Consider the following 23,424-nt stretch of genomic DNA (forward strand, 5'->3'; position numbering starts at 1 on the left):
ACCGGCATGACGCGCATCTCGCAGGCCCCGCAGCTCGTCCGCCTCGCCGCCCTCTCGGTGATCGCGCTGGCCGCGCTGCCGCTCAGCGGCTGCCTGTATGCGCAGATCCCCGTGAACGTGCCGGATGGCGACGGGCCAGAGCCCTCCCCGACCGCGATCCCGTCCGAGCAGCCCGCTGACGAGCCCTCAGGCGACCTGCCATCGACCATGACCTTCGCAGACGGTGCCGACATCCCTTCGGAGGGGTACATCCAGTGGGGCGACGGGCTCATCGCCGACGACGGCTGGAAGATCGTCAAGCCGGACGACGGCAACGGAGGCTGGACGTACGGCACGGTCGACGACACCTGCACGGCCCAGTTCTGGCAGGGCCTGATCCCCGATGTGCCGACCGTGGCCGGCGACGACAGCGTCAGCTCGGATGCCATGCTCGCCGTCATCCTCGGCGAAGCGGACGCCGCCGCGATCACCCCGCTCGCGACGACGGGGTCGTTCAGCTATCAGGTCGGCGGCAACGCCGACGTCGAGAACCGCCAGGTCGTGGGCGAAGAGGGTGAACGCCGATGGGCGATGGCCGCACGGGCCTTCACCGCGACCGGTGTCGGACTCTATGTGATCGTCGACTGCACCGGCGGCGACATGCAGGCCACGATGGCCGAGGTCATCGACGAGAACGCCGTCGTCATCCAGTGACGCCGGCCGCCCGGCATCCGCTCTGCTGAGGTCGGGCGGAGATCACTTGCCGCCCGGCGGGCCCACGAGCAGCAGGATCACGTACAGCGCGACGATGCCGACGGCGAGGAGGATCGCCAGAACCCACGGGCGGCGAAGGAACCAGCGCATGAGCCGGTCGTACCAGCGCGCATCGCGCGGGTCCTGCGTCTGCTCGAGTCGCCACTCGCCGGCCAGGCGGCCGGTGCGGTGCAGCCAGATCTCCATCGGGATCGTCGCGTAGGGGACGATGGCGCTCGCCACGGCCAGGATCGCGACACCGAGGTGCCAGCGCTGGTTGAGCGCGACGAGCACGGCGGTCGCCGCGTAGGCGAGGAACACGAACCCGTGGATGCCTCCGCCGATGGTGACGACGATTCCCGGCGCACCTGCGGCACGGGCGATGATCGCCAAGATCAGGATGGTCCAGGTGATCGCCTCCGCGATCGCGAGAACTCGGAACAGGCGGTCGGGTGTGCGGAACACGGGACTCCTCGGGTGGGGGTCCGTCCAGCGTATCCGGAATAGCTATGCGCCCCCGGGTGTTGCGGAAGGCATGGTGACCGTCGACTCCGCAGCCCTCGGGCACGTGCTCGACTCCGTCGACCTCCGCGTCGGCATCGCCCGACGCGTCGCCCTCGCCACCGGCGGGCTCCTGCCGATCCCCTCGGGTTCGGCCACCCTCGTCTACATCGCCTCGGGCTCGGTGCACGGGCATCCTCCGCTGACCACCGGATGCCGCCTGGACGTCGACCCCGCAGCGCAGATCGTCGCGGTGGACGATCGCCCGCTGCACGCGAACCTGGTCGCCGGAGATGCGTTCCTCACGCTCGGCCGTGCGTCCATCGCCCTCGAAGCCGACGGGGCGACCGACCTCGTCGTCGTCGACCTCGAATTCTCCGACAGCGCCGCGATGATCGCCGCGCTCCTTCCCGATCCGATCACCGTCATGTCGTTCGCCGCTCTGGAACCCGCTGCTGCCGCACTCGCCGGAAGCATGGGCCCCACCGATCCAGCGACCTGCCCGTCACGCCAGGGCGACCCGGTGATCTGCCGGATGATGGCGCAGACCGTGCTGCTCTCGGTGATCCGCGCGTGGGCCGCCAACGGCTGCGCGCCGGCCGGCTGGCCCTCCGTGTCGAACGATCCGTTCCTCGACCGCGTCGTCGAGGCGATCCATGAGCAGCCAGGCCGCGACTGGACGGTCGAGCGCCTCGCGAGCGTCGGCGCGATGTCGCGCTCGGTGTTCGCCGAGCGATTCCGCAGCGCGATCGGCCGCTCGCCCGCCGACTACGTCACCGAGGTGCGCGTCGACGCGGCGAAGCGGATGCTGAGCGAGGGCCGCTCGGTCAGCGAGACGTCGCGCGAACTGGGCTACGCCTCCGACGAGGGCTTCAGCCGGGCGTTCCGCCGCCGCACGGGGATGACTCCGTCGGTCTGGCGGGCGACGCAGCTCACCGCCGTCCCTGCCTGAGCCGGCCCTGCCCGCCGCTCAGGCGCGCTTCGCCGCCGCGACGCTCCTGCGGTTCGACATTCCGAAGAGCACGGCGCCGACCAGCAGGGACGCAGCCCCGAGCACGTAGACGAACTCGACGTCGAGGGTGTCGACGAGCAGTCCGCCGACTCCGGCGGCGATCGTGATCGCGCCCTGGAATCCGACGACCACGAGGCTTCCGCCCGCCTCGAGACGGTCGGGCGAGCGGTGCCCCACCCACGTGTTGATCACGAGCAGCCACGACGAGAAGAAGAAGCCCCAGACCAGCACGACGATGCCGATGCCGAGGACCGACCCCGACAGGAAGATCATCGACAGCACCGATGCAGCGATCACCAGCGGGGCGAACACCGCGAAGAAGCCGAAGGTGCGGTCGATGAAGAACCCGAGTCCGAGGTTGCCGGCGAGGCCCCCGAGCCCGAAGAGGGCGAGAAGCAGGATGATCGTCGACGGCTCGATCTCGGGGATGCGTTCGAGCGCGAGTCGCACGTACGTGTAGGCGAGGAAGTGACCGAGCACGACGAGCACGTGCCCGACCATGCCGAGCCCGATGCCGGGACGACGCAGCGTGTCGACGAGAAGCCGGATGCTGGCGCCCTGCTCGGCCGGGACCGACGGGAGCATGAACCGCAGCGCCACGGCGAGCAGCACCATGAGGACGCCCGCGATCGCGAACACGGTCTGCCAGTCGACGATCTCGCTGAGCATCACGCCGAGGGGCACGCCCGCGACCGTCGCGAGCGACACGCCCGCGGAGGTGAACATGACGCCTCGCCCGAGGTGCGCCGGTCCTGCCAGGCGCACGGCGACCGTGATCGACATCGCCCAGAAGGCGCTGATCGCCGCACCCAGCAGGAACCGCGCGAGCAGCACGATGATCAGGTTGGGCGCGATCGCGACGATGAGGTTCGACGCGGCTGCGGCGAGCGCCATCCAGACGAGCAGCGAGCGCCGGTCGAGACGGGGGAAGATCAGCCCCACCGTCGGCGCCACGATCAGACCGACGAGCGCGGTGACCGTGACCGTCTGCCCCGCCTGCCCTGGTGTGACGCCGAGGGCGTCGGCCATCTCGGTGAGCACGCCGTTGGGCAGGAATTCGGCCGTGACGAGAAGGAACCCCATCAGCATCAGCACGATGAGTCCGCCGTAGCGGATGCTCTCGGTGCGGGCGGTCGTCACGGGTACGGGCGCGGTCGTGGTCATGGTTCAACACTCCCAGGCGCGGAGGCCGGTCGCCCGACGCGGCGTCCAGGGCATCCGACCATTCGTCCGGACTGCGATGAGACCGGGAGATCCGGGTCTGGACAGCATCCGCCCGCGCCCCCTAGGCTCGACGACGCACCGGGTTCTCCCGGAAGGCCAGAGCGAGAGGAGTGGATGACATGAACACCGTCTCTGTCGTGCCCGTCGCCGACATCCTTCCTCTCGAGGCCCCTCGCTCCTGATCCGCGCGTGGCCTCCCTCTCTCGGAGCCACATCGTGTCTGATCTCTTCGCTTCTTCCGAAGCATCCTCTTCTTCCTCCTTCTTCGACGCATCCCCTTTCGATTCCGTCCCCACCTTCGCCGACGTCGAACCCGGTGAGCACCAGCGCTGGACCACCTGGCCGGCGATCACCCCGTCGGAGCGCGGGCCGCTCCCCTGGCCCGAGTGGGTCGTGACGAGCGCCGGCGCACTCGACACCGAGCTCGGCATCCTCAAGACCGGCAAGGAGGCCGACGTGTTCCTGCTCGAGCGCGCGGTGCCGGATGATCCGACCCAGCGCACCCTGCTCGCGGCCAAGCGCTACCGCGACTCCGATCACAGCAGCTTCCACCGCTCGGGCGTCTACACCGAGGGCCGCAGCACGAGGAACACCCGCGACACCCGAGCCCTCGCGAAGAAGTCCGAACACGGACGAGCCGTCGCCGCCCTGCAATGGTCGTTCGCCGAGTTCGACGCGCTGTGCCGCATGTGGGAGCTCGGAGCGCCGGTGCCCTACCCCGTGCAGGTCAACGGCACCGAGCTGCTGATGGAGTTCATCGGCGACGCGTCAGGAGTCGCGGCGCCCCGGTTGGCGGCCGTGCGCAGCGACCGGGCCGAGCTCGCCGGCCTCTACGACCAGATCGTCGACCTCATGCGCATCTTCGCCGCGGCGGGCTTCGCCCACGGCGACCTCTCGGCTTACAACCTGCTGGTGCACGAGGGGCGCGTGCGGGTGATCGACCTGCCGCAGATCGTCGACATCATCGCCAACCCCCAGGGCCTCGACCTGCTGCACCGCGACTGCGTCAACATCTGCGACTGGTTCACCCGCCGCCGCGTCGAACGCGACGCCGAAGAGCTCTTCGCCGAGATGCTCGCGGCGTCGTATGCGTGAGGGGTGTCGTCGCGACCGAGTCAGTCGCAACCGAGTCAGCTGCGGCCGAGTCAGCTGCGGCCGATGCGGGCGGCGAGCAGCGACACCAGCTCGTACACGACGTGGCTCGCCGCGATGCCGGTGATCTGCGCGTGGTCGTACGCGGGCGACACCTCGACGACATCGGCGCCCACGATGTCGCAGTCTCCGAGGGCACGGAGGATGCGCAGCAGCTCGCGGCTCGTGAGGCCCCCGGCCTCGGGTGTTCCGGTGCCCGGTGCGTGCGCGGGATCGAGCACGTCGATGTCGATCGACACGTACAGCGGCCTGTCTCCGACGCGCTGCAGGATGCGCTGGATGCCGGCCTCGACGCCGTGCTCCTCGATGTACTCGCTCGACACGATCGAGAATCCGAGGCGCTCGTCGTCTTCGAGGTCCTGCTTCGAGTACAAGGGCCCGCGCGTGCCGACGTGGCAGCTCGAGGTGAGGTCGATCAGCCCCTCCTCGCTCGCGCGGCGGAACGGCGTGCCGTGTGTGATCGGGGCGCCGAAGTAGGTGTCCCAGGTGTCGAGGTGGGCGTCGAAGTGCAGCACGGCGACCGGGCCGTGCTTCGCCGCCACCGCCCGCAGCAGCGGCAGCGCGACCGTGTGGTCGCCGCCGATCGTGACGATGCGCTGCACCTGCTCGCCGAGCGCGAGCGCGGCGCGTTCGACCTCGGTCACCGCCTCGGTGAGGTCGAACGGGTTGACCGGGATGTCACCGGCATCCACCACCTGTGCGACCGCGAACGGCGACACGTCCTGAGCGGGGTTGTACGGACGCAGGAGCCGCGAGGACTCGCGCACGTGCGACGGGCCGAAGCGCGTGCCGGGGCGATAGCTCACGCCGGAGTCGAAGGGGATGCCCACGACCGCGATGTCGGCGCGGGGCACGTCTTCGATCCTCGGCAGGCGGGCGAAGGTCGCGATCCCGGAGTACCGGGGGTTCACGGAGGCGTCGATGGGGCCCACGTTCTCGGTCATGATCAGTCCTGTCTCTGCGTGGGGATGTGCACGAGCTGCACTCCGCCGGCGGCGATGGCGTCGCGGATGCTCGGCACGATGTCGTCTCGGTCGTCGACCCGACGCCCGGTGGCGCCGAAGGCGGTCGCCAGCGCCGCCCAGTCGGGCTGCACCAGGTCGACGCCGATGGGGGTCATGCCTCGGTCGACCTCGTTCTGGCGGATCTCGGCGTAGCCGCCGTTGTCGACGCACACGATGGTGACGTCGAGCCGCTGTTCGACGGCCGTCACGAGCTCGTTGACGCAGAACATCAGCGCACCGTCTCCGATCACGGTGACGACGGGATGCTCGGTCTGCGCCACCCTGGCGCCGATCGCGGCGGGAAGGCCGTAGCCGAGGGTCGCATAGGTGGGCGTGTAGAGCAGGGAGTGCGGATGCTGCGAGCGCAGCACGCTGCCGAGCGCCATGTAGACGATCTGCGAGGAGTCGCCGGCGACGATCGCGTCATCGGGGAGAGCGTCGGCGATGAGCTCGGCCAGCGCGACCGCCTCGGGGGCGGTGTCGCGCATCTCGGCCTCGATCGCGGCGCGCTCGATGGTCAGGTCTCGAGCGGCCCTGCCCTCGCCGGGCAGCAGCGCGAGCAGGGCGGCGCTCACCGCGGCGGCGTCACCGACGATCCCCACGGTCGCGTCGAGATTCTTGTTCCGCTGCAGAGGCGAGATGTCGATGCGCACGACGGCGCCGCACGCCTCCAACCGCGGAGCCCAGAGTTCGGCCTCACCGAGCTTCGATCCGATGACGAGCACCACGTCGGCGTCCTCGGCCACCTCGCGGGCCGCAGCGAGACGCAGGTTCGAGCCGAGCGACAGCGGATGCCGCTCGTCGACGACACCCTTGCCGTTGAGCGTGGTGAGCACCGGGGCCCCGAGGCGTTCAGCGAGTGCGGTGACCTCGTGCGCGGCATCGACCGACCCGCCACCCGCGACGATGACCGGCCGCTGCGCACCCTGCAGCAGACGTGCGGCATCGGCGAGAGCTGACGGGTCACCCGACACCCGCGGAGGCATCGCCCTGGGGTGGCGCGCCTCCGCGGGGACATCGGCCGGGGCCTCGAGCACGTCGAGGGGGATCTCGATGTGCACGGGGCGGGGGCGGCCGGTCTGGAAGAGCGTGAAGGCGTCGTGCACCGCATCGACAGCCTCGGCGGCGCTGGACACTCGGCGCGACCACTCGGCGATCGCCCCGACCATGGCCGTGGCATCCTTCGTCTCGTGCAGGGTGCCGACATCGGCGAACTCGGCGCCCAGCGGCACCCCGGGAGACAGCACGATCAGCGGCCGCGACTCGCAGAACGCCGTGCCGATCGCGCTCATCGCGTTCTGCAGGCCGGGTCCGGAGGTCGTGATGACGACACCGGGAAGACCTGTCTGCTGCGCCCAGCCGTCGGCGCCGTAGCCCGAGCCCTGCTCGTGCCTGTTCGTCACCGCGCGGATGCCGAGATCCGCGAGCGGGCGGTACAGCTCGAGGTTGTGCGTGCCCGGGATGCCGAAGATCGCATCGACGCCGTAGGCGCGGATGGTCTCGAGCACCGCGCGACCGGCGGTATCGGCGTAGCGGTCGGCGGTATCGGCGCAGCGGTCGTCTGTCATGGTGGCATCCTCGCTCATGCCGAGACCATGACTGCGGCGCCGACGTGACGGCGTGTGCCGTCGACCCACGTCTCGCGCACGGCGATCGACGAGATCTCCTCGGCGTCGACGGTCAGCGGGTCGTCGGAGAGCACGACGAAGTCGGCGTACTTGCCGACTTCGAGCGAGCCGAGGTCGTCTTCGCGGCCGATCGACACGGCGCCTTCGATCGTGTGCGCGCGCAGAGCCGAGAGGGCGGAGACCCGCAGATCGTCTGGCCCGAGCTTGTGCCCCCGACGGGTCACGCGGGTGACGGCCGTCTGGATCGCCTCGAGCGGGATGGGCTCGGCCACCGGAGCATCCGACGAGATCGTGAACCGCACCCCCGCCCTCTCGAACTCGCCGAGGGGGTTGAAGCGCTCGCCCGGAGTGCCGATCGCCTCTTCGACGCCCTCGCCCCAGTTGAAGTAGTGCTGGGTCTGATTGACCGGGCGGATGCCGGAGGCCGCCATCCGGTCGATCTGCTCGGGCGTCGGCAGACCGCAGTGCTCGATGCGGTGCCGCGCGTCGGAGTCGGGGCGCTCGGCGAGAGCCGCCTCGATCGCCGACACGACCATCTCGATCGCGGTCGGCGACTGCGCGTGTGTCGCCGTCTGCAGGCCCGCCGCATGCGCCCGGCTGATCAGCGCCGCATATTCGGCGGGCTCGTGGTACAGCTGACCCGTGCGGCACGGGTCGCCGACGTAGCCGTCGGGGAAGTACGCCGTCCAGCCGCCGAGCGTGCCGTCGGCGTAGAGCTTGATGCCGGCGAAGCTGAGGTGGGCGTTGCCGAACTGCCCCACGAGACCCATCTCGAGCGCCTCGTCGAGCAGGTGCGACAGCAGGTACATCGACACCCGCAGCTCGAGGCGGCCGGCCTCGGCGAGACGCAGGTACATGTCGAACTCGCGCCGGGTGACCTGGCAGTCGCCGATCGACGTGACACCCCCGGCGAGGAAGCGCTGCGTCGCCGCATCCAGCTGCCGCAGGTGCTCCTCGGGCTCGTCGGCGAGGTGGAAGTTCGGACCGTGATGGCCGATCTTCACCCCGTGCACGCCGGTGAGGATGTTGCACGCGGCATCCGACAGCTCGCCCGTCAGCTCGCCGTCGGCGTCGCGGAAGAACTCGCCGCCGTCGGGATTCGGCGTGTCACGGTCGACGCCGTTCTTGGCGAGTGTGTACGAGTTGACGACGCCGCCGTGTCCGGAGGCGTTCATCAGGTAGACCTCTCGGTCGGCGGCGACCTCGTCGAGCTCGAAGCGGGTGGGATGCCGCTTCTCGGCGAGGTTGCGCTGCTCGTAGCCGTAGCCGCGCACCGGGCGTCCGGCGGGTGCGTCCACCGCCGCCGCCTTCAGCAGCGCCACGATCTCGGGGATGCTCTCGGCCTTCTCGGGTCCGCAGTCGACCCACGTCATCAGCTGCCCGAACATCAGCGGGTGGGCGTGCGCATCGACGAAACCGGGCACGATCACCGCGTCACCGAGATCGACGTGGTCGGGTGCGAGCCCCGCGCGCTCCGCCGCGGCCCGGCACTCGGCCGGGGTGCCGACCGCGAGGATCCGGCCGCGATCGGTGAGCATGGCGGTCGCCGTCGTGGCATCCGCATCCACCGTCCGGATCACGCGAGCCGTGAACAGCTGCGGGATCGTCTGGGCGGAGCGGTCGAAGGGAGTGAGCTTTCTCATGGCAGCCTGTTCGCGGTCGTGTCGGTGCGGGCGGTGAAGGATGCCGTGACCGGGGCCTCATCCGAGTGCTGCGGGGCGAGCTTCGTGCAGATGCCGGCGATCACAGCCATGCCGGTGAACATCGCGAGGACCGACCAGATGTTGCCTGTCCAGGCGATGAGCTGCGTCGCGAACCAGGGCGAGAATCCTGCCCAGATCGCGGCACCCACGCCGTAGGACAGCGCGATCGACGTGTACCGGGACTGCGGACGGAACATCTGCGCGAGCAGCGCCGCGATCGGAGCGTAGGTCGCGCTCATCGCGATGCGCACGAGCGAGGCGAAGAGGAAGATCAGCGGCTCGACGCGTCCGGGGAGGATCAGCAGGAACGGGACGAAGGTGAGCACCGAAGTGATCAGACCGATGTACATCACGTTCTTGCGGCCCCACTTGTCGCCCAGCCAGGCGACCGGCAGAGTCACGACGAACTCGACGAAGGAGGCGATCGTCATCGCGTCGAGGATCACGCGCTCGTCGATCGCGATCGGGTCGCCCGTCGCATAGGCCGTGGCGAAGGTCGTCGCAAGGTAGTAGCCGCCGGTCGAGATGGGCAGGATGCCGATGCCGAGCAGGATCGGACGCCAGTTGGTGCGCAACGCGTAGGCCAGGGGCATCGACTGCTTGCGCCCCTCGATCTTCGTCTCGAAGACCGGGGTCTCCTCGACGCGGTAGCGCACCCAGAACCCGACGCCGACCAGCACGATCGACAGCAGGAACGGGATGCGCCAGCCGCCGTTGATGATGAAGTCGTCGCCGACGCGCGACATGATCGCGAAGACGCCCGAGGCCAGCAGGGCGCCGGCCGGGTTGCCGAGCTGAGTGAAGCCGCCGTAGAAGGTCTTCGACTTCTCGGGGGCGTGCTCGACGCTCATCAGCACGGCGCCGCCCCATTCGCCGCCGACCGCGAGGCCCTGGACGGCACGGAGCAGGATCAGGAGGATCGGAGCGAGGATGCCGATGTTCTCATACGTGGGCAGGCAGCCCACGAGCACGGTCGCCGCGCCCATGAGCAGCAGCGTGATGACGAGCGACGTGCGCCGGCCGAGCTTGTCGCCGATGTGGCCGAAGATGATGCCGCCGAGCGGGCGGACGAGGAACGCGACGGCGAACGTCGCGAAGGCCGCTGCGGTCTCGGCGAGCCGGTCGCCGCTCGGGAAGAACAGCGGACCGAAGACGAGGGCGGCAGCGGTCGCGTAGACGTAGAAGTCGTACCACTCGATGGTGGTGCCGACGAAGGCGGCGAAGCCTGCGCGTCGCGCCTTGCTGTGGGTGGAAGTCATGTGTGGCCCGCTCCTTTGCGGAAGATGTCGGATAGCGAAGGATGCTACGGACGTGTGGACGCGAGGACAAGGTCAGAACTCCAGTGTGAAGCCTGATTCACTGATGTTGTGCTCGCTGGATCACGCACTATTCGCCTACCCAACCGCACTGACCGCTTTTAGACTGCAGTTATGCACCTGCGGCGGCGCGTTCGCGGGAAACTGACGAATGTGGGTGGTCCATGGATTTCGACGCCGAACTGATCCGCGCTCTTCAGGAAGACGGTCGCGCCAGCATCCGCTCGCTGTCGCTGCGCCTCGGACAGTCGAGAGCCGCGGTCGCCGCCCGACTGCGCACGATGCTCGACGATCGCACCGTGCGCGTCGTGGCAGCGGTGGATCCGGTGTTCCTCGGTCAGCACGTGCTCGCGCACGTGTCGATCCGCACCGATGGGGCCGTGGAGATCGTCGCCGAGCACCTGCGCGACATGAGCGAGACCGTGCTCGTCTCGGCGGTCGGCGGCGCCCACGACCTCGTCACCGAGGTGCGCCTGGGCACCATGGCGGATCTGCACGACCTGCTGGCGCAGATCCGAGCGATCGACGGCGTGCTCGACATCAACACGATCATCTACTCGACCGTCGTGAAGGGCTTCTTCGTCTCGGAGTACCACGGTGACGTCACGCTCGACGCGGTCGATGAAGACCTCATCGAGCGGCTGCAGTCCGACGGGCGCATGAGCTTCCGTGCGCTCGGCGAGGCCGTGCGCCTCTCCCCCTCGGCCGTCGCCACCCGGGTGCAGCGACTGATCGACGGCGGGGTGATCAAGATCAGCGCGGTCGAGGCCAGGGGTCTTGCGCACAGACAGCTGTCTATGGGCGTCGGCCTCAATCTCAACCACGATGACGAGGCGGTGATCGAGGAACTGAAGACCGGTCGAGGCATCGACTTCGCCGCCCGCACGCTCGGGCGCTTCGACGCGGTGGCGACGCTGGTCGAGCCGTCTGCGGGGGCGCTGTACGCAAGTCTCGAGCGGCTGAGGTCGCTCGCCGGCGTCACCCGCATCGAGGCATGGCTGCACCTGGCCGTGCTCAAAGAGGACTACGCGCGGACGCTGCGCGAGCCGATGCCCCACCCTTGACGTGCGGCGCGCCGTCACCGTCCGTTCACCGGGCGCCGTCAGACTGCGATCATGAGCGAATCCCCGCAGAGCGGCGCGGTGCCCGAGCCCGCCGCGACGGCGAACAGCGGCGCGGTCGGCGTGATCGGCCTCGACCTGCGCGGCGAGACCCCCGCACCGAAGAAGCAGGTCTACTCGTGGGCGCTGTGGGACTGGGCGACGCAGCCCTTCAACACCGTCATCCTCACCTTCATCTTCACGGCGCTGTATCTCACGACCGAGGCGTTCCTTCCGGCGGAGATCGCCGGCCTCGACGCGAAGGACCCGATCCGCGAGGCGGCCGAGGCAGACCTCGCCTCGGGTCTGGGCCTCGGGTCGACGATCGCCGGGATCGCGATCCTCCTGATCGCACCGGTGCTGGGTCAGCGCGCGGATGCCGCGGGGCGCCAGAAGCTCTGGCTCGGGATCGGCACCGGGGCGCTCGTCGCCTGCATGCTCGGCCTGTGGTTCGTCGAACCGACGCCGACGCTGTTCTGGCTCGGCGTCGCGCTGATCTCGGCAGGGTCCGTCTTCGGCGAGATCGCCGCGGTCAACTCGAACGCCATGCTGATCGGCATCGCGAACCCGAAGACCGTCGGGCGCATCTCGGGCCTCGGCTGGGGCTTCGGCTACATCGGCGGCATCCTCGCACTGGTGCTCGTCGTCGTCTTCTACGTCTTCGACTGGTTCGGCCTGCCGGATGACGCGGGACTGCCGTTCCGCATCATCGCGGTCGCCTGTGCGCTCTGGGCGATCGTCTTCTCGATCCCGATCTTCCTCAACGTGCCGGAGCCGTCGCTCGGACGCCCCGAACGCAAGGTCGGCTTCTTCGCCTCCTACGGCCTGCTGGTGAAGGACGTCGTCGGCCTGTACCGCAACCGCGACACTCGTCAGACGTTCTGGTTCCTGCTGTCGAGCGCCGTGTTCCGTGACGGGCTCGGCGGCGTCTTCGCCTTCGGCGCCGTCATCGCCAGCCAGGTGTTCGACTTCGGCTTCCTCGACCTCGTGATCTTCGGCATCGCCGCGAACCTCATCGCGGGCGTCTCGACGATCATCGCCGGGCGCTACGACGACCGCTTCGGCCCGAAGCGGATCATCCTCGTCTCGCTCGCCGCCATGGTGGTCGCAGGCCTCGCGGTGTTCTTCCTGGTGGATGCCGGAACGGTCGTCTTCTGGATCGGCGGTCTGGTGCTCTGCGCCTTCGTCGGCCCCGCCCAGGCGGCGTCGCGGTCGTTCCTCGCCCGCATCACGCCTGCCGGACGGGAGGGCGAGATCTTCGGCCTGTATGCGACGACCGGGCGTGCGGCGAGCTGGATGGCATCGGGCGCCTGGACTCTGCTGATCGTGCTCTCGGGCTCGACGTCGTACGGCATCCTGGGCATCGTGCTGGTGCTGATCGCCGGATTCCTGCTGCTGCTGCCGGTGAAGGCGACGCAGCGCGGCTGAGCGGCGATGCGGGAGTAGCCTGACCGCGTGACGGTCATCATCGCTTTTCTCGCCAACATCCTCGTCGCGATCGCCAAGACGATCGCTGCGGTGATCACGTCTTCGGCGTCGATGGTCGCCGAGGCGGCGCATTCGTGGGCGGATGCCGGCAACGAGGTGTTCCTGCTCATCGCCGACCGCCGGGGCGCGAGGGTGAAGGATGAGCGGCATCCGCTCGGCTATGGACGTGCGGCGTTCGTGTGGTCGTTGATCGCGGCGTTCGGGATCTTCACCGCGGGGTCGATCGTGTCGATCATGCACGGCGTGCAGGAACTCGCCGAGACAGGCCCCGTAGAGAGCCCCGGGGTGGCGTACACCGTGCTCGGCATCGCCTTCGTGCTCGAGGGGGCGTCGTTCACGCAGGCGATGGTGAAGTCGCGACGGTTGGCGCGCGAGCGCGGATCGTCGACCTGGGACTATGTGCTCGAAACGAGCGATACGACGCTTCGGGCGGTGTTCTTCGAGGACATGGCCGCCCTGGTCGGACTGGTGATCGCGGCCGGTGCGATCGCAATGCACCAGATCACCGGAGTCGCCGCGTGGGATGCCGTGGGGTCGATCCTCGTCGGCGTGCTGCTCGGGGTGGTCGCGATCATCCTCATCGGCCGCAACATCGCGTTTCTCGTGGGCTCTAACGCGTCGCCCGCATTGCGCGATCGCGTCGGGCGCGCACTGCTCTCGTCCCCGCAGATCCAGCGGCTCACCTATCTGCACATCGAGTACGTGGGCCCGAACCGACTCTTCATTGTCGCCGAGGTCGATCTCACCGGAGACGCCCGCGAACACGATGTGGCCCGGAGCCTGCGCGCGATCGAACAGCAGATCGAGGCGCATCCGGTCGTCGAGACCGTGGTGCTGTCGCTGTCGGTCGACGACGAGAAGTCGCTGGAGTTCGGCAAGGTCCCCTGAACCTCTCACCCTGGACGCCGAATCATCCAGCGGGAGCAAGGGCCGACTCTTCCGGAAGACTGAGCCGCGGGGTGCGCCATTGCTGTGCCTGGTCCCACCATGCCGGCCCCCGCACTTGCGGAATGCCGTCGTTCATCCGGATCTTCCACCCGGACGTGCCCAGACTTCGGTGGTGCCACCAGCACAACGGCACACCGTTGTCCGTATGGGTCGGCCCACCCCTGGCGTGCTCGGTGACGTGGTGGATCTCGCACCACGACGCCGACACATGACACCCCGGGATGAGACATTCCTTGTCGCGGGCGATGATCGCGCGGCGTTGGTGCACGGAGAACACCCGATCCGTCGTGGTGATCCCGATGATCCGGCCCTCGTCCATGAGCACCCGCTGAATCGTCCCCGAGCATCCGACGTGCGAGGCGACACTCGCAGGCAGCTGTCCCCACGCACCGCTGACGCTCGCACGCCCAGTGCCGTGCTCGAGGTCCTTCGCATCCACCGTCACGACCAGAGTCGGGGACGCGCCGCCGAGAGTGGGCATGTCTCGGTGTCGGGCGGCGATCGCCAGGGCGACGGCGAATGCGTCGTGCCGCTTCTGCGCCGCCGTGCGGTCATCGATGACGGCACGCGGATCAGAGTTGTACGGATCGTCGTCGTCGGCCGCGCCCGAATCGGTGGGGGTGAACGCCACGCCCGGCATCGGCGGCCCGTCGCCCTTGGGGTTGTTCACCGCATCGAGGATCAGCTCGAGCTGGGCCGCGACCTCGGGCGTCAGGTATCCCTTGATCGACCGCAGTCCGTCGCGCACCCGCCCGAGGGTTATCCCCCGGCGGCGGGCAGGCTCATCGCCGGGCTCGTCTCCGTCGGGGTCGAGCAGCGAGACCAACGTCTCTGCAAGGAGCTTCAGCTCGTCGAGCGTCGGGGCCGGGCCCTGCGCCTCTGCGCCGGGGCCGGCCTGCGGGTCGGGCCTGACGCCCCTCGCCGCACGGGCGAGGCACTCGTCGGCGTCGAGCCGGTCAGCGGCGCTGATGCGATACGACACCTTCTCGATCGGCTCGGTTGCGGCGAGCATCCCAGCGACTCCGATCGCACCGTCGAGCATCGCCTCTCGCAGCGCCGGCCACCGTGCAGGCATGCGGTCGCCGGAGACCAGGTTCACCCTCCGCCGCACCAGATCGACGACCTTCCCGACGCGCGTCGCCCCGCGCAGGTCTGTCAGCAGCGTGCGCTGCAGCAGTTCGCTCTGCGTGCGGCATCCGGTGGAATGCGGGAACTCCACCGCATCCCCCGTCGCGATCGTCTCGACCACCACGGCCTCGACCCGACGAAACGCCGCGCCCGCCGCCTGCAGCACCTCCACCCGTTCTGCGTCAGACAATCCGGCGAGCGCGTCATCGGACAGCACCCGATCGAGGTCGGCGACGACCTGATCGAGGAGGGCGCGAGTGCGGGATGACATGGCTTCATCCAACTCGGGGTCACCGACATTCAGACCGCAGAATCGAGCACTTTTCGACCAGATCAGAAGCATATTCCGGAACACCGGATGAGCGTTCCGGAACACCGGTCAGCGATCGCGGAACACCGGCGACCGGTAACGCCGGCCGACAGCGCACGTCACGTGCGAGCTCAGCTCTCCCAGTTGTCGGCGAGCTTGTTCAGCAGCGTCGCGAGCTGGTCGCGCTCGTCATCGGTGAAGGCCGCAAGCGCCTTCTCCAGCGCCTCTCGCCGTTCGCCCCGCATCCCACGGGCGATCTTCCGACCCTCGTCGGTCAGCGCGATCCGGGTGCGCCGCGCATCGTCGGGGTCGGCCTCACGGCGCACGAAGCCGTGTGCGACCCCCTGCTGCACGAGCCTCGATGCTCGGGGCTGGTCGACGCCGATCGCCGCACCGAGGTCACTGACGCTGAGCGGGGCCGACGCCGCGGCGAGCGCCTCGAGCATCCGCATGCGAGCCGGTCCGCCGAAGCGTCCCGACGGGTCGTTCATCCAGGGCGGCATGCCCGGGTGCCCAGGGCGCCCGTGCCCGTGATGCCCCTGGTCCGAATGGCCCGAATGGCCCGAATGGTCCGAATGCTCTGCGTGGTCGGCATGATCCGCGTGGTCGGAGTGCGGCCCGCCGTGCCACCCGTGCGGCCCGCCCATGCCTCGCGGGCCGCGCCCGCGCTCGCCAGGACGTCGTCCGCGCAGGCGCGACAGGGCGCGGGCTATGGCCTCGGCGGGGTCGTTCTCAGCGGAGCTCACGATTCGATTTTACATGCGACTTGACATGGATCATTACTGCATGTCACACTACATATACATGTATATTGACAAGCACATGCCCCATGACATCTAAGGACTCCACTCATGAACACCTCTGACACTCAGAACACAGACAGCACCCACCGCCCCTTCGGCTACTGGCTGAAGGCCGTCGACCGCCTGATGGCGGCCGAGTTCGACTCCGCATTCGAGGGCGAGCACGCCAGCCGCCGCGACTGGCGGATCCTCAACGTCATCGATGGCACCGCGCCCACACGTCGCCCCCTGAACGCCCACAAGCTGCATGCCCTCGTCGAGCGTGGCTGGGTCGTCGCCGACGGCGACGGCTGGACGCTGACCGACGACGGCCGTGCGGCCAAGGAGCGCCTCGGCGGCATCGTCGACGGCATCCGCGCCAAGGTCACGGACGCCGTGAGCCCCGAAGACCTCGAGACCACGATGAACTCGCTCGAGCAGATCGCCCGTGCGTTCGGCTGGGACGAAGAGACTCCGCTCCCCCGTGGGCGCGGTCGTCGTCACGGCTTCGGACCCCGCGGCTTCGGTCGCGGCTTCGCGTCCGAGCACGGGTTCGGCCCCGGCCGTCCCGGACGTGGCTTCGGCCGTCGCCACGGACACCCGTTCGGACGCGGTCGCGGCTTCGCACCCGGGTTCGACTCCGAGCACGAGCACGGAGCGGATGCCGAGCTCGGCGGCCACGACTGCGGACACCGCGGGCACCCGGGGCACGACCGCTTCGCGGACGCGCACGATCGCGCGCACCACGGTCACGCTGGCGCCGGGCGCGAGCACGGCGGACACGAGCACGTCAGGCACGAAGGGCCCCGCCGCGGCGAGCACCGCGTCGCCCGAGCGGCGCAGCACGCCTATGAGCGCGGCTTCGACGCCGGGTTCTCCCGCGGTCGCGACGCCTGACGGCATCCGTCAGCAGGCACCTGATCCACAGAACGCCCCGTTCGCTCCGGCGAACGGGGCGTTCGCCGTTCACCGGGAATGGGGCCACCTCCTACCGGAGAGCGGGAAGGACGACGTCGTCCACCAGCTGCACCACCGCATCCGGTTCGAGCGCACGCCGGCGCAGACTGATGCTGCCGAACGCGGCGGTCGGCACGAGACCCGCGATGAGCGCGACCGGAGCGTCCGCCCGGACCTCGCCCCGCTCGATCCACCGCTCTATCACCGCGCCGAGCGCTGCGACGGGCGGTCCCCCGACCACTCGATAGGCGACGTCGCGCAACTCGTCGTCGCGGCCGATCTCGCTCAGGATGCTGGCGAGCACGCCCGCCGTCCGTTCATCCGCCTGGGCGAAGTGCATAGCCGCGGCGATGAGATCACCGCGGAGCGTTCCGGTGTCCGGAACCGCGGCGGTCACCTGCAGCGCCCGGACAGCCGCCACGACGAGTTCGGCCTTGTTCTCCCAGCGACGGTAGATGGCCGACCGCCCGCAGCGCGCACGATCAGCGACCGCGCCGATCGTCGTGCCGGCATAGCCGTTCTCGATGAGGAGCTCCTGAACCGCATCGAGGATCGCCCCCTCGACGCCGGGGTCGCGGGGACGCCCTGCGCGCCGATTCGATTCGTCTTCGCTCATCGCACCCCATTGTATATTCCGGTATCGAGCAGTACCGTTATATCCGGTACTGATCAGTACCGGAATGAGATCAGCGAAGGAGTCGTCATGGTCACCACCACCGCCCGCGGAGATCGGCACGCCGCCGGTTCACGGTTGCGTCGCGCCCTCATACTCGCCGCCGCCGTGGCCATCGCGATCGCGGCGAACTCCATGGTCGCCCTCATCGCCGTTGCCGCCGGCGCGCCGACGACCTACGGCCCGCTGACGTTCCCCGCCTTCAGCCTGTTCACCACCGTGGGCATCATCGCCGGGTGGATCGGATGGTCGCTCGTGCGCCGCCACGCGCGCGACCCCCGCCGCACTCTCACCATGGTCGTGCCGATCGTGACCGTGGCGTCATTCGTCCCCGACGTTGTGCTGGTCGCCCTGCGCTTCATCCCCGGGACGACAGTGAGCGCCGTCATCGCGCTGATGGTCATGCACCTCGTGGTCGTCGCCGTGGCAGTGCCCGCGTACATGTGGGCGTCGCGGTCGAGCTGACGGGAACCCGCTGTATGTCAGACGGCGCGGTCCTCCGGACGGAGCAACCGAGAGGCACCGAGGAGTTCGATGCCGAGCAGATGGCCGTCCTCGTCGAAATCGAGGAACAGCTCACCCGAGACGCCGTCCGGCAGGTGGACCGGAACGGTTCGTGCAACCTCGCCGTCGGCGATCGGAGCACCCAGCGTCACATAGGCGGCATCGACCTCAGGGTCGTATCTCAGATCACCCATGCCACAGCGACCCGGCGACCGTCGCAGGCTCGCCAGTCGCCAGCGCGAACGACACGTTCGTGCCGAGATAGACGGCCCCGGCGATCGCTGCCACGAGCAAGACGATGAGGAACGCGAAGATCACGAAAGTCAGCGCGCCGTATCCGCCTGATGTCGGCGCCTCGGGCGCGACGGACGGCTGCGACCAGTCCTCCGCGACCGGCGCAGGTTGGTCGCCGGTGAGGATCGCCGGCTTCGGCCGCGATCGGCGCGTCGACGGAAGCATCGCCTCCGGGGGAGGCGGCGGGATCACCGCATCCGGAATCGCAGACTCCGACGGAGGCGGCGGGATCACCGCATCCGGAATCGCAGACTCCGACGGAGGCGGCGGGATCAGACCGTCGGGGATCGGGATCTCGGCCGGCGGCGGCGGAACGACAGCGTCCTCCGACGGGATGGACGGATCTCTGCTGTCACCGCTCATGTCAGCCCCCTACGGCTCCGACGTCGGTCGTTCCGACGTCGGTCTTGTGGAAGTTCTGGAACGAGCGGGATGCCGTGGGTCCGCGCTGTCCCTGGTAGCGGTTGCCGTACGGACCGGAGCCGTACGGATTCTCAGCCGGAGAGGTCAGCCGGAAGAAGCACAACTGTCCGATCTTCATGCCCGGCCACAGCTTGATCGGCAGCGTCGCGACATTCGCGAGCTCGAGCGTCACGTGCCCCGTGAAGCCGGGGTCGATGAAGCCGGCGGTCGAGTGCGTGATCAGCCCCAGGCGACCGAGTGACGACTTGCCCTCGAGGCGGGCCGCGATGTCATCGGCCAGCGAGACCTGCTCGAACGTCGCGCCGAGCGCGAACTCACCGGGGTGCAGGATGAACGGCTCGTCGGGGTCGACCTCGATCAGCCGAGTCAGCTCCGGCTGATCGACCGACGGGTCGATGAACGGGTACTTGTGATTGTCGAAGAGACGGAAGTAGCGGTCGAGGCGCACGTCGATGCTCGACGGCTGGATCATCTCCGGCTCGTGCGGGTCGAGACCGATGTGGCCGGAGGCGAGTTCTGCTCTGATGTCGCGGTCGCTGAGAAGCACGGCCCCAGCCTAGTCACCACACGCGGCCGACACTTTGGCCATGACGGATCGGGCGGGTAGGCTTGCGTTCACCCGCTCCTCGGATGCGGGTACGGGGCTGTAGTTCAATGGCAGAACTTCTGCTTCCCAAGCAGATAGCGCGGGTTCGATTCCCGTCAGCCCCTCCGTATATGTGAGCCCCGCTCGCTGTTCCCGCGACGCACTCCGGCACCTCCTCGTAGATCCATCACGGATTCGTCGGTGGGTGGTCGAGAGTGATGACGAGTTTCCGTGCCGATACGCCACGGCGAAGGGTGTCGATGGCTTCTTGGATGGCCGAAAGCCCGTGTCCTGCGATGTGGGCCTCCGGGTAGAGGTGGTGGCTGCCCGAGGCGAGAGCGGCAGGGAGATACCCGCCCCAGACGGCCGGACCCACGGGAGAAGCGGCGATGGCGCTTCCCCAGATGAATGATGCCCTGATGCCACGAGTGCGACTGCGCACCTGCAGGAGGGCGGTTCGCGTTCCGAGCTTCAGGAAGAGTCGGATGCGGGCGAGAGAGAGACCGCCACGACGGGGTTGTTCATAGAACGAGACGGGAGGGCTCGCCATCGCGAGCCGCGTGGCACCGGTGGCGCGGGCGATCCTCAGACACGGCTCGGCCGATCCCACCGCGACGGCGAGGATCCCCGCCACCGCGGAGCCGCCGACCGCCTCGACGATCCGATTCGCCGCTTCCGGGTCGCGATAGTCGAAGGCGGCTTCTGCTCCCAGCCGCCTCATCCGGTCATGGTTCTTCGCAGAGGCCGTCGTGATGACGCGATAGCCGGCCGCTCGGGCGAGTTGGATCGCATTGCCTCCGACGGCTGTCGCGCCGCCCCAGATCACGACGACCTCATCGCGATGCGCCGCGTCTCCGAGACGGGAGTAGTCCAGTCCCAGCTGTTCCTTCTCGAACAGGCCGGCCGCCGCTGTGGACACCGCCAGCGGCAGGACGGCGGCATCCTCGAAAGCGGTGGTGGCCGGCAGAGCGGCGGCCAGGCTCGCGTCGACCGCGACGTAGGCCTGGAAGCCGCTCTCGGACACGGCATCCCGGCCCTTCTCCAAACCCATCGCATACGCCACGACGCGGTCTCCGACGACGAAGTCGTCCACGCCCGCTCCGGTCTCGACGACCACGCCCGCGACGTCCTCCCCGAGGATCACCGGGTAGCGCAACCATCCGTACATGACAGTGCCGTTGGACTGGATGATCGCATCGAGCGGATTCACCGCCACCGCATGCACCTCGAGCACGAGCTGCCCCGCCCCCGGCTTCGGCATCGGGGCATCTCGAATCGTCAGGTCCGCATAGGCGGAATCGATCCACGCCGCAGTGTTGTCGCTCATTTTCTTCCGCTCTCCGAATCCGATGACATCTCGTGTCATCACAATCGAGCTTACGACAGTTCGTGTCATCATTGCTGTATGCCTCGATGGTCACCGGATGCTGCACTGCGGTTGGAAGCTGCAGCGATGAACCTGTTCACCGACCAGGGGTACTCGGGAACCACGGTTCCCCAGATCGCCGAGGCGGCGGGACTGACCACGCGGACGTTCTTCCGCCATTTCTCCGACAAACGGGATGTGCTGTTCCTCCGAGATCGCGAGTTCCCCCAAGCGGTGAGCGACTTCATGGAGTCCATCCCGCAAGAACGCGGCGGGACGGCCACCGTGCGCGCAGGCCTCGCGGCAGCATGCCGAGGCCTCCAGGAGTGGCGGGAGCAGATCGCACGTCGACGCAGCATCATCCGCAGCGAACCCGCGCTGCACGAACGCGATCTTCTGCGCAGTCACTACCTCGCGCGCGCCATCGAACGGTCACTGAACCAGCGCGGCATCGCCCCTGAGCACGCACATACCCTGGCCGCCCTCGCCGTGACGTGTTTCGACCTCGCGATGGACCGATGGCTGGAGGGCCCCTCCGATCTCTCACTCGAGGATGCCCTGACTGCGGTGTGGACCGACGTGCAGGGATGGATCAACGGGTGACATCGCCCCCACCGCATTCGGCTGGACACCGACGGGAGAGTGCCGAGACGTCGACTGGCCGAGACAGCAGCAGTGCCTTTCCCCATCCGATTCCTCCCGGGCTCCGAACAGGAGCAGATGGGCCCGTTCTCCCGCGCCCGAGAGGAGTTCCGATGATCGAATCGTCGACCCCGCCGCTCGCCGACCTCGAAGGGTATCGCAACGTCACCGACCTGCTGGTCGCACGCGCAGCCGCAGCTCCCGATCACGTCGCCTTCGAGGTCAAGGGCGCGGATGCTCGAGGCCCGTGGCGCCCGATCACGACTCGGGAGTTCCTCACCCAGGTCCGCGCTCTGGCCAAGGGCTTCATCGCCCAGGGCGTGCGGGCCGGTGACCCCATCGCGATCATGGCGCCGACGCGCTACGAATGGGCCGTCGCCGACCTCGCCTCCTGGTTCGCCGGCGCCGTCGTCGTGCCGATCTACGAGACGTCATCGCCGTCGCAGGTCAACGCCATCGTCGCCGATGCCGGCGTGCGCCTGGCGATCGGCGGCACCACGGAGCACGCGGTGCTTCTGCGGGCGGCGCTCACGCAGACCGGACGGAACACTCTCGGCGCCTGGACGATGGATGCCGCGGCATCCGGCACGCTCTCCGACCTGGTCGCGCGGGGCGTCGACGTCGCCGACGACGAACTCGAGGCTCGCAGGACTTCGGCCTCGCAGGACGACCCCGCGACGATCGTCTACACCTCGGGCACCACGGGCGAGCCCAAGGGCGTCGTGCTCACGCACCGGAACTTCCTCGGGCAGGTCCTCAACATCGCCGCCGCGTATCGCGAGATCGTGAACGAGCAGGGCAACACCGTCATCTTCCTGCCCCTCGCCCACGTGCTGGCGCGCGGGCTGCAGCTGATCTGCCTGGCCAGCGGCATGCGCATCGCGCACCTCTCCGATCCCTCGACGGTCGTCGCGACCCTCGACACTCTGCGCCCGACATTCCTGGTCGTCGTTCCGCGGGTGCTGCAGAAGATCCAGGCCGCCGCGGCCGACAAAGCCGCCGAGAAGAAGCTCTCGGCGGTGTGGGCCAAGGCCCGGTCGACGGCCGTCGCCTGGGGCCACCGCGCCGAACGGATCGACGCCGGCCGCCGTGTCCGGAAAGGCGTCGGGCTCAGCCTGCGGCACCGCTTCTTCGACGCTCTCTTCTACCGCCGCCTCCGCACCGTGATGGGCGGGCGCGTCGGATACATCCTGTCGGGTGGAGCCGCGCTCGACGCCGAGCTCTCGCTCTTCTTCCGCGGCATCGGCGTTCCCGTCATCGAGGGCTACGGTCTCACCGAGACGACGGCGCCGCTCACCGGCAACCTGCCCGGTCGCATCGCCTCCGGCAGCGTCGGCTCGCCGCTGCCCGGGCTCACCGTGCGCATCAGCGACGACGGCGAGGTGCTCGCCCGCGGCATCGGCGTCTTCGACGGGTACCGCAACCCGGCCCACGACGAGGGCGCCTTCGTCGACGGCTTCTTCCGCACCGGCGACCTCGGGCGGCTCGACGACCAGGGCCGGCTCTTCCTCGAAGGCCGACTCAAAGACGTGATCGTGACCTCGAACGGCAAGACGGTGGTGCCGACGCGGTGGGAGAGCGCGGTCGAGGCGGATCCGCTCGTCTCGCACGCGGTGATGGTGGGCGAGGGCAAACCGTATCTCTCGGCGCTTCTCGTGCTCGACCCCGAGCAGACCGTGGCCTGGGCGGCATCCGAAGGCGTCAGCATCCCTCCGATCGCCGAGGCCGACCTCCGCGCCGTGACCGACCCGACCCTGCACGCTCGCCTGCAGAATGCCGTCGACGCCGCCAACGCACTCGTGGCCCGCAGCGAGCAGGTGCGCCGTTTCAGCGTCGTCTTCGCCGACCTCGACGACCGCGCCCTGGTAACGCCGACCATGAAGCTCAAGCGGAGCGTCGTGCTGGATCGCGCCGCCGTCACCGTCGAAGACCTGTACCTCTGAGAAGCAGA

Annotated in this window: 23 protein-coding genes and 1 tRNA gene; 11 read left to right on the forward strand and 13 right to left on the reverse strand. The window is 69.0% G+C overall.

What is annotated here, in order from left to right:
* Positions 1–6: 6 nt before the first annotated feature.
* Entirely contained in the window at positions 7–693 is a 687-nt protein-coding gene (locus ASF87_RS05070) for a hypothetical protein (RefSeq protein WP_056374658.1), read from the forward strand.
* Between the two features lie 42 nt (positions 694–735).
* Here ASF87_RS05070 and ASF87_RS05075 read toward each other — a convergent pair whose 3' ends face one another.
* Complete coding sequence (locus ASF87_RS05075) at positions 736–1,197, reverse strand: DUF3817 domain-containing protein (protein WP_056374660.1); 462 nt, start codon at positions 1,195–1,197, stop codon at positions 736–738.
* Between the two features lie 70 nt (positions 1,198–1,267).
* Here ASF87_RS05075 and ASF87_RS05080 point away from each other — a divergent pair, with 70 nt between their 5' ends.
* Positions 1,268–2,185 carry a helix-turn-helix transcriptional regulator gene (locus tag ASF87_RS05080; RefSeq protein WP_056374662.1) on the forward strand — a complete coding sequence of 306 codons (918 nt, stop codon included), beginning with the start codon at positions 1,268–1,270 and terminating at the stop codon, positions 2,183–2,185.
* 18 nt (positions 2,186–2,203) lie between these two features.
* On the opposite strand, the gene ASF87_RS05085 is transcribed toward ASF87_RS05080, so the two are convergent.
* Entirely contained in the window at positions 2,204–3,409 is a 1,206-nt protein-coding gene (locus ASF87_RS05085; protein ID WP_056374664.1) for an MFS transporter, read from the reverse strand.
* Between the two features lie 276 nt (positions 3,410–3,685).
* Here ASF87_RS05085 and ASF87_RS05090 point away from each other — a divergent pair, with 276 nt between their 5' ends.
* Positions 3,686–4,564, forward strand: a complete 879-nt coding sequence (locus tag ASF87_RS05090; protein WP_056376344.1) for a serine protein kinase RIO — start codon at positions 3,686–3,688, stop codon at positions 4,562–4,564.
* A gap of 50 nt (positions 4,565–4,614) precedes the next feature.
* Here ASF87_RS05090 and speB read toward each other — a convergent pair whose 3' ends face one another.
* Genes speB through ASF87_RS05110 form a run of 4 tightly spaced genes read right to left on the reverse strand, consistent with a single transcriptional unit; the run spans position 4,615 to position 10,215 of the window.
* On the reverse strand, positions 4,615–5,565 hold the full coding sequence (gene speB / locus ASF87_RS05095) for an agmatinase (RefSeq protein ID WP_056374666.1): 951 nt from the start codon (positions 5,563–5,565) through the stop codon (positions 4,615–4,617).
* A 2-nt stretch (positions 5,566–5,567) separates the two neighbouring features.
* Positions 5,568–7,193, reverse strand: a complete 1,626-nt coding sequence (locus tag ASF87_RS05100) for a thiamine pyrophosphate-binding protein (protein ID WP_056374668.1) — start codon at positions 7,191–7,193, stop codon at positions 5,568–5,570.
* Between the two features lie 14 nt (positions 7,194–7,207).
* Positions 7,208–8,896, reverse strand: a complete 1,689-nt coding sequence (locus ASF87_RS05105; protein WP_056374670.1) for an amidohydrolase — start codon at positions 8,894–8,896, stop codon at positions 7,208–7,210.
* Positions 8,893–10,215 (reverse strand): MFS transporter, encoded by a 1,323-nt coding sequence (locus ASF87_RS05110; protein ID WP_056374671.1) that lies wholly within the window; start codon positions 10,213–10,215, stop codon positions 8,893–8,895. Before ASF87_RS05110 ends, ASF87_RS05105 begins: the two co-directional genes overlap by 4 nt.
* Before the next feature lie 221 nt (positions 10,216–10,436).
* On the opposite strand from ASF87_RS05110, the gene ASF87_RS05115 reads away from it, so the two are divergent.
* From ASF87_RS05115 to ASF87_RS05125, 3 genes are read left to right on the forward strand one after another with little or no spacing between them, the layout of a single operon-like run.
* Entirely contained in the window at positions 10,437–11,336 is a 900-nt protein-coding gene (locus tag ASF87_RS05115) for an Lrp/AsnC family transcriptional regulator (RefSeq protein WP_056374674.1), read from the forward strand.
* A 51-nt stretch (positions 11,337–11,387) separates the two neighbouring features.
* Entirely contained in the window at positions 11,388–12,800 is a 1,413-nt protein-coding gene (locus ASF87_RS05120; RefSeq protein ID WP_056374676.1) for an MFS transporter, read from the forward strand.
* 27 nt (positions 12,801–12,827) lie between these two features.
* Positions 12,828–13,748: a cation diffusion facilitator family transporter gene (locus ASF87_RS05125; protein ID WP_056374678.1), complete on the forward strand. Its 921-nt coding sequence runs from the start codon at positions 12,828–12,830 to the stop codon at positions 13,746–13,748.
* 22 nt (positions 13,749–13,770) lie between these two features.
* On the opposite strand, the gene ASF87_RS05130 is transcribed toward ASF87_RS05125, so the two are convergent.
* Positions 13,771–15,207, reverse strand: coding sequence for an HNH endonuclease signature motif containing protein (locus tag ASF87_RS05130; protein ID WP_056374680.1), 1,437 nt, complete (start codon positions 15,205–15,207; stop codon positions 13,771–13,773).
* Positions 15,208–15,377: 170 nt separating this feature from the next.
* Positions 15,378–15,992 carry a MarR family winged helix-turn-helix transcriptional regulator gene (locus ASF87_RS18000; RefSeq protein ID WP_235558867.1) on the reverse strand — a complete coding sequence of 205 codons (615 nt, stop codon included), beginning with the start codon at positions 15,990–15,992 and terminating at the stop codon, positions 15,378–15,380.
* A gap of 105 nt (positions 15,993–16,097) precedes the next feature.
* Here ASF87_RS18000 and ASF87_RS05140 point away from each other — a divergent pair, with 105 nt between their 5' ends.
* A complete protein-coding gene (locus ASF87_RS05140) occupies positions 16,098–16,925 on the forward strand; it encodes a MarR family winged helix-turn-helix transcriptional regulator (RefSeq protein ID WP_056374684.1) in 828 nt (275 codons plus the stop codon).
* A gap of 91 nt (positions 16,926–17,016) precedes the next feature.
* Here the strand turns inward: ASF87_RS05140 and ASF87_RS05145 are convergent, their stop codons facing one another.
* Positions 17,017–17,601 (reverse strand): TetR/AcrR family transcriptional regulator, encoded by a 585-nt coding sequence (locus ASF87_RS05145; RefSeq protein WP_056374686.1) that lies wholly within the window; start codon positions 17,599–17,601, stop codon positions 17,017–17,019.
* A gap of 87 nt (positions 17,602–17,688) precedes the next feature.
* Between ASF87_RS05145 and ASF87_RS05150 the strand changes: the two genes are divergently transcribed.
* On the forward strand, positions 17,689–18,123 hold the full coding sequence (locus tag ASF87_RS05150) for a DUF6069 family protein (protein ID WP_056374687.1): 435 nt from the start codon (positions 17,689–17,691) through the stop codon (positions 18,121–18,123).
* Between the two features lie 17 nt (positions 18,124–18,140).
* Here ASF87_RS05150 and ASF87_RS05155 read toward each other — a convergent pair whose 3' ends face one another.
* Genes ASF87_RS05155 through dcd form a run of 3 tightly spaced genes read right to left on the reverse strand, consistent with a single transcriptional unit; the run spans position 18,141 to position 19,426 of the window.
* On the reverse strand, positions 18,141–18,356 hold the full coding sequence (locus ASF87_RS05155; RefSeq protein ID WP_056374690.1) for a DUF2283 domain-containing protein: 216 nt from the start codon (positions 18,354–18,356) through the stop codon (positions 18,141–18,143).
* Positions 18,349–18,819 (reverse strand): hypothetical protein, encoded by a 471-nt coding sequence (locus ASF87_RS05160; RefSeq protein WP_056374692.1) that lies wholly within the window; start codon positions 18,817–18,819, stop codon positions 18,349–18,351. The genes ASF87_RS05155 and ASF87_RS05160 overlap by 8 nt, the downstream gene beginning before the upstream one ends.
* A 1-nt stretch (position 18,820) precedes the next feature.
* The gene (gene dcd, locus ASF87_RS05165; RefSeq protein WP_042536862.1) at positions 18,821–19,426 is read right to left on the reverse strand and encodes a dCTP deaminase; all 606 of its coding nucleotides are present in this window, start codon (positions 19,424–19,426) and stop codon (positions 18,821–18,823) included.
* A 93-nt stretch (positions 19,427–19,519) separates the two neighbouring features.
* Between dcd and ASF87_RS05170 the strand changes: the two genes are divergently transcribed.
* Positions 19,520–19,590, forward strand: a tRNA-Gly gene (locus ASF87_RS05170).
* 62 nt (positions 19,591–19,652) lie between these two features.
* On the opposite strand, the gene ASF87_RS05175 is transcribed toward ASF87_RS05170, so the two are convergent.
* Positions 19,653–20,792 (reverse strand): zinc-binding alcohol dehydrogenase family protein, encoded by a 1,140-nt coding sequence (locus ASF87_RS05175; protein WP_056376345.1) that lies wholly within the window; start codon positions 20,790–20,792, stop codon positions 19,653–19,655.
* A gap of 126 nt (positions 20,793–20,918) precedes the next feature.
* Between ASF87_RS05175 and ASF87_RS05180 the strand changes: the two genes are divergently transcribed.
* Positions 20,919–21,434 (forward strand): TetR/AcrR family transcriptional regulator, encoded by a 516-nt coding sequence (locus tag ASF87_RS05180; RefSeq protein WP_056374694.1) that lies wholly within the window; start codon positions 20,919–20,921, stop codon positions 21,432–21,434.
* A gap of 152 nt (positions 21,435–21,586) precedes the next feature.
* Positions 21,587–23,416, forward strand: a complete 1,830-nt coding sequence (locus tag ASF87_RS05185; RefSeq protein ID WP_056374696.1) for an AMP-dependent synthetase/ligase — start codon at positions 21,587–21,589, stop codon at positions 23,414–23,416.
* Positions 23,417–23,424: the final 8 nt, after the last annotated feature.

The sequence above is a fragment of the Microbacterium sp. Leaf161 genome (assembly GCF_001423645.1).
GTDB classification, from domain to species: Bacteria; Actinomycetota; Actinomycetes; order Actinomycetales; family Microbacteriaceae; genus Microbacterium; species Microbacterium forte.